The following is a 5,626-nucleotide window of genomic DNA, read 5'->3' on the forward strand; positions in this document are numbered from 1 at the left end:
TCAATCAAAAGGAAGGGGGTGCAGCGTTGAATAGTTCCCGAGAACTCGCGTATCTCAGTACAGTATCCGACGTAAGAGAGCTTAACTGCCGGGTTCGGAATGGGTCCGGGTGGAACCTCTCTGCTATGGCCGCATAATCCCCCAAGCCAAGTTCCCGATTTGAACGGGAGTAGAATTGCTCTGCAGGCAATCGCGTGGCCACTCCGCCAACTTGGCACAGTAACTAGATTTGGCATACAATGTATGCAGTTACCGTTTATATAGGTTAGTATAAGTTTTGCATTTGGATAACGTCTGGGCACAGCGAAACCTTGTGTCGTAGAACAATTACAGCGAGGACACCTTTGTGTTTAAGGAGAAGTCCATCTGCCACTGCCAATCCGAATTGAACGAAAATCATTTGCAGACATACAAGGAAACTTGGATTTGAGCATTAGTATTTGCGGACTGAACACGTCGTTGCCTTCGTGCTTACATCCCAAACCTATCAAGCCGGTCTTTTACCGGTGCTCTATAACGAAATCTCTTTTCAAGCGAAGTTTCAAACTTAGATGCTTTCAGTTTTTATCTCGTGCCACGTAGCTGCTCGGCACTGCCTTATCAGACAACCGATACACCAGAGGTGACGAATGAAAGTTCCTCTCGTACTATTTCATTCTTGCTCTCAGATTTCGAACACTCCCATCAGATAGTAACCGACCTGTCTCACGACGGTCTGAACCCAGCTCACGATCCCCTTTAATAGGCGAACAACCTCACCCTTGGCTGCTGCTGCACAGCCAGGATGGAAAGAACCGACATCGAGGTAGCAAGCCGCCGGGTCGATATGTGCTCTTGCCGGCGACGACTCTGTTATCCCCAGGGTAGCTTTTCTGTAGTCAATAGCCCTCACCAAAAAGGCGTATTGGTTCGTTAGACCCGTGTTTCCACTCGTGATTTCTTGCTATGCGAAATCACGTCAAGCCAACTTATGCTCTTGACACTCTCCTGTGAGTTGCTGACTCACATGAGTTGACCATAGGGCACCCTTGATATGTTTTCGAGGGTGTGGCGCCCCACCCAAACTGCCTACCTACCGATGTCCTCGACACGAAGTCGAGTGAGAATTACAGCAGAACAAGGATGGTGTCTCAACGTTGGCTCCACTCATACCGGAATATGAGCATTAACACCTACCATCTACGCTGCGCATGTAATACCGTAATTCAACGACAGGCTGCAGTAAAGCTCCATGGGGTCTTCACTTCCCGATGGGAGTCCCTTGCCTCTGCACAAGGATAAAAGGTTCAACGGATTTGCGGTAGGGACAGTAGAGCCCTTATTAATCCATTCATGCAAGTCGCCAATTAAGCGACAAGGTACTACGCTACCTTAAGAGGGTCATAGTTACCCCCGCCGTTTACGGGTCCTTCGTCCGATTGTACTCAGTGTTCAGATACCCGCACTGGGCAGGATTCACAGACTATACTAGTCCTTACGGAGTTGCAGTCTGCTATGTTGTTGTTAGACAGTTAGAGCTCCCTGGTCACTGCGACCTGCCTCATCACGAGGCAGGCACCCCTTATTCCGAAGGTACGGGGCCATTTTGCCGAGTTCCCTTACCACAAATAATTCCGACACGCCTGAGTCTTTTCAACTAGGGGCACCTGTGTCGGTTCTCGGTACGGTCAATGCGTTACCTTTTCACGGGCACCAGGTATGAACATACTTACGCCGTTACGATTTCACTCAATTCTCACCATTACGGTACTCCAAGAGCTTATACGATTGGACGGAACGATGATTCCGCTATGTATAACCCGATGCGTCAGTATTATCAACGCATGGTACAGGAATATTAACCTGTTTCCCTGTTGCTGTATTCAAGTTATGATACAGCTTAGGACCGACTAACCCTCGGCTGACGAACATTGCCGAGGAAACCTAGCCCCTTCGGCGGAATGGATTCTCACCATTCTTTGCTTCTACTACTGCCAAAATTCTCATTCCTATACGGTCCACAGGAACTTACGACCCTGCTTCAGCCCATACAGGACGCCTCTCTACTCGATCACGTTCAAAAACGTGCGCCATGGTATCTGCAGTAGGCTTGAGCCCCGTCCATTTTCTGCGCCCTAAATCTTGACTGGTAAGCTGTTACGCACTTTTTAAAGGATAGCTGCTTCTGAGCTCACCTTCCAGTTGTCTTTGACCTAGGACTTCATTCAGTGTTGACACTTAGCCTACATTGGGGGGCATTAACCATGGTCTGGGTTGTCTCCCTTACGGACTACAAGCTTACCCCGTAGCCCGGACTGCCCGACGTCTACGATGATAGGGAGTTTGGAGTTTTACAAGGAAGCGAGGGATTTCTCCCCCGGGATTCCCGATAGGTGCTCTACCTCACTATCCATCTCGGTCGAGGTCATGCTTAGACATGTTTCGAGAGGAACCAGCTGACACCCGGTTCGATGAATCTTTCACTCCTATACCCAAGTCACGCGAATGATTTGCATATCAATACCGCATGCGGTCCTCCACGCACCTTTCGGCACGCTTCAACCTGCTCAGGCATAGATCACCAGGTTTCAGGTCGGATCCCATTGACTCCACGCACTATTGGTACGCCGATCCATGCTTGCGCTACGATCGTGTCGCTTTCGCTGCGGCTGCCCTTGACGGTTAACCTCGCCAATGGAATACACTCTTTGGCCCGTTCTTCAAAACGTAAGTTGCGACATCGGCAACTCGTCTCATACTACCGCCTCGCGACGGGTTCTTTCGACGAGAAGATCCTTTCACGCCGCAACACACGATCACCAGTTAGTTTCAGGCACTTTTCAGTTCCTTTTTAGGGATGCTTTTCAGTTTTCGCTCACGCTACTAATTCGCTATCGGTTTTGAGGAGTATTTAGTCTTGGAGGTTAGGTGACCCCCTTGTTCACGCGGGAATTCCAACCCACGCTACTCAGGTCTCTTCTAAGCTGATAATGTGACCACGTACGGGGCTGTCACCCTCTAAGGCGGACCGTTCCAGGTCACTTTCATTAGACATTATCATACTATGTTGAAGGCCATACACTACATGTCCCTTGCGGGATTCAGTTTAGACTATTACGGGTTCGATCGCCTCTACTAACGTAATCTCAATTGATTTCTCTTCCTCCCCCTACTGAGATGTTTCACTTCGGGGGGTTCCCCATCCTGACGGATTTACTCTTGCGAGTACGGAGGTCCTATTAGGGGATCCCCGGATCACAGACTCCTTGCGTCTTCCCGGGGCATTTCGCTGCTTGGCACGCCCTTCATCAGCTCTCAAACCAAACCATCCACTAACTGGCATAAGAACCAGGTTTCTGTTCTCGATTGCTGTGAAAGCAATCGAGGGTATGTCTTTGATGTTTCGTTGTTTACGAATTGGATTTTATTTGTGGTAAATGGATTTTCTTTTATAACCAGGGTCCTTTGCTGTTCTCTTAAGTGTATTTTTTTGCCTTACCGACAAATGTTTACGCTTTCGATTTTTTCTACGAAAGGTTTCCGCTGATACCCATTTAACGTCCAAATGCAAAACCTATACACGATCTCAAAGAGTCGGTGACTCTCGATCCTTCCCCGGTAACTCGCGTTTCCGGGTGCATTGCAACCGCAGTCTAATAGACAAAAGATTTGCTATTAACGGCTGCGGAGTGGACGCGTGGGGATTTGAACCCCAGGCCTCGGCGTTGCAAACGCCGCGCTCTTCCAACTGAGCTACGCGCCCCTCACACTGATATTATGATGAACTTTTGTTCAAAGGTTCATTTTGCTGCTGTTCATTCAGCACGCACGTGTGAGTGCATATTGAGTGTTGGTACTGTGGTGATTGTACGGTTCATTGAAACGACCGCTTATGCGATTCCGTTTAACGTCTTACAGGTTTTGGATCATTAGGAGGTGATCCAGCCGCAGATTCCCCTACGGCTACCTTGTTACGACTTAACCCTCCTCACGAAACCTAGATTCGACCCCGGCAAAGACCAGGGTCTCATCCAAACCTCACTAGGATGGTTTGACGGGCGGTGTGTGCAAGGAGCAGGGACGTATTCACCGCGCTATAGTGAAACGCGATTACTACAGATTCCAGATTCATGCGGGTGAGTTGCAACCCGCAATCCTAACTAAGGGTGGGGTTAGGAGATTGACGTCACCTTTCGGTGTTGTTACCCATTGTCCCACCCATTGTAGCCCGCGTGTAGCCCGGATAATTCGGGGCATGCTGACCTACCGTTGCCCATTCCTTCCTCCCCTTTAGCAGAGGCGGTCCCAACAATGTCCCCAGCCATCCGGAGATGCTGCTGGCAATTGTTGGCGTGGGTCTCGCTCGTTGCCTGACTTAACAGGATGCTTCACAGTACGAACTGACGACGGCCATGCACCTCCTCTCAGCTAGTCATGTAAAACCTTCAGATTGACAATCATTCAGCTGTCTTATCCGGTGAGATGTCCGGCGTTGAATCCAATTAAACCGCAGGCTCCACCTGTTGTGGTGCTCCCCCGCCAATTCCTTTAAGTTTCAGCCTTGCGACCGTACTTCCCAGGTGGTGCGTTTCACGATTTCTCTTCGGCGCATCAGTTACGCGTGGTAACCGACACACCTAACGCACATTGTTTACGGCTGGGACTACCGGGGTATCTAATCCCGTTTGCTCCCCCAGCTTTCGTCCCTCACTGTCGAAGCTGTTCTGGTAAGCTGCCTTCGCCATAGGTCGTCCCTCGAGGATTACAAGATTTCACTCCTACCCCCGAAGTACGGCTTACCTCTCCCAGTTCCTAGATTGCCGGTATCTCTTAGACGCCTTGTGGTTAAGCCAAAAGATTTCCCAAGAGACCTAACAATCAAGCTACGGACGCTTTAAACCCAGTAATAGTGGCCATCACTCGAGCAGCCGGTATTACCGCGGCGGCTGGCACCGGTCTTGCCCTGCCCTTTCTTCACATACGATTTAGATATATGAACAGCCTGCATCTACAGGCACTCAGGGTTTCCTTATCACGATTGCTCGCATTGTAAAGTTTGCGCGCCTGCTGCGCCCCGTAGGGCCTGGATTCATGTCTCAGAATCCATCTCCGGGATCTTGCTCCCACAACCCGTACCGATAATAGGCTTGGTGGGCCGTTACCCCACCAACAACCTAATCGGACGCAGTCTCATCCTTGGGCGAAATAAATCTTTCGAGAATGCAGTGTTCCAACAAGCATTCACTATGGGACATTAGCCCCAGTTTCCCGGGAGTATTTCCCACCCAAGGGCAGATTAACCACGTGTTACTGAGCAGTATGCCGAGGTCTTACACCTCTCGACTCGCATGGCTTAGTCAAACCCTGATAGCAATGGCCTCTGGCAGGATCAACCAGAATTAATTTTTGTACATTATACACACATGTTTGTTAACGACTAACAAAACCAGGCGTAAAACGTTAAAGGAATCAGCGGTCATTTCAATGAATGTCCGCATCGCCACAATACCAACGTCAGAACAAACTACCGCACACGTTTTTTCGTGTCGGTTCGCGTTTCGTTCTCCACTTAAACAGCCTTAATACATACGCATGAAGCGTATTTATACTCTTCGAGACTGCACGAGGTTCGAGAGTTTTGAAGCTC

General features: G+C 49.5%; 1 tRNA gene and 3 rRNA genes. All 4 read right to left on the bottom strand.

Annotated elements, in window-relative coordinates:
• Positions 1-15 precede the first annotated feature (15 nt).
• Positions 16-137, bottom strand: a 5S ribosomal RNA gene (gene rrf / locus McpCs1_RS09220).
• 277 nt (positions 138-414) lie between these two features.
• Positions 415-3,336, bottom strand: a 23S ribosomal RNA gene (locus tag McpCs1_RS09225).
• Between the two features lie 333 nt (positions 3,337-3,669).
• A tRNA-Ala gene (locus McpCs1_RS09230) sits at positions 3,670-3,742 on the bottom strand.
• 168 nt (positions 3,743-3,910) lie between these two features.
• Positions 3,911-5,379 (bottom strand): 16S ribosomal RNA (locus tag McpCs1_RS09235).
• Together the 16S, 23S and 5S rRNA genes with 1 tRNA gene alongside form the textbook arrangement of a ribosomal RNA operon.
• Between the last annotated feature and the right edge of the window lie 247 nt (positions 5,380-5,626).

This window comes from Methanorbis rubei (assembly GCF_032714495.1).
GTDB lineage: Archaea > Halobacteriota > Methanomicrobia > Methanomicrobiales > Methanocorpusculaceae > Methanocorpusculum > Methanocorpusculum rubei.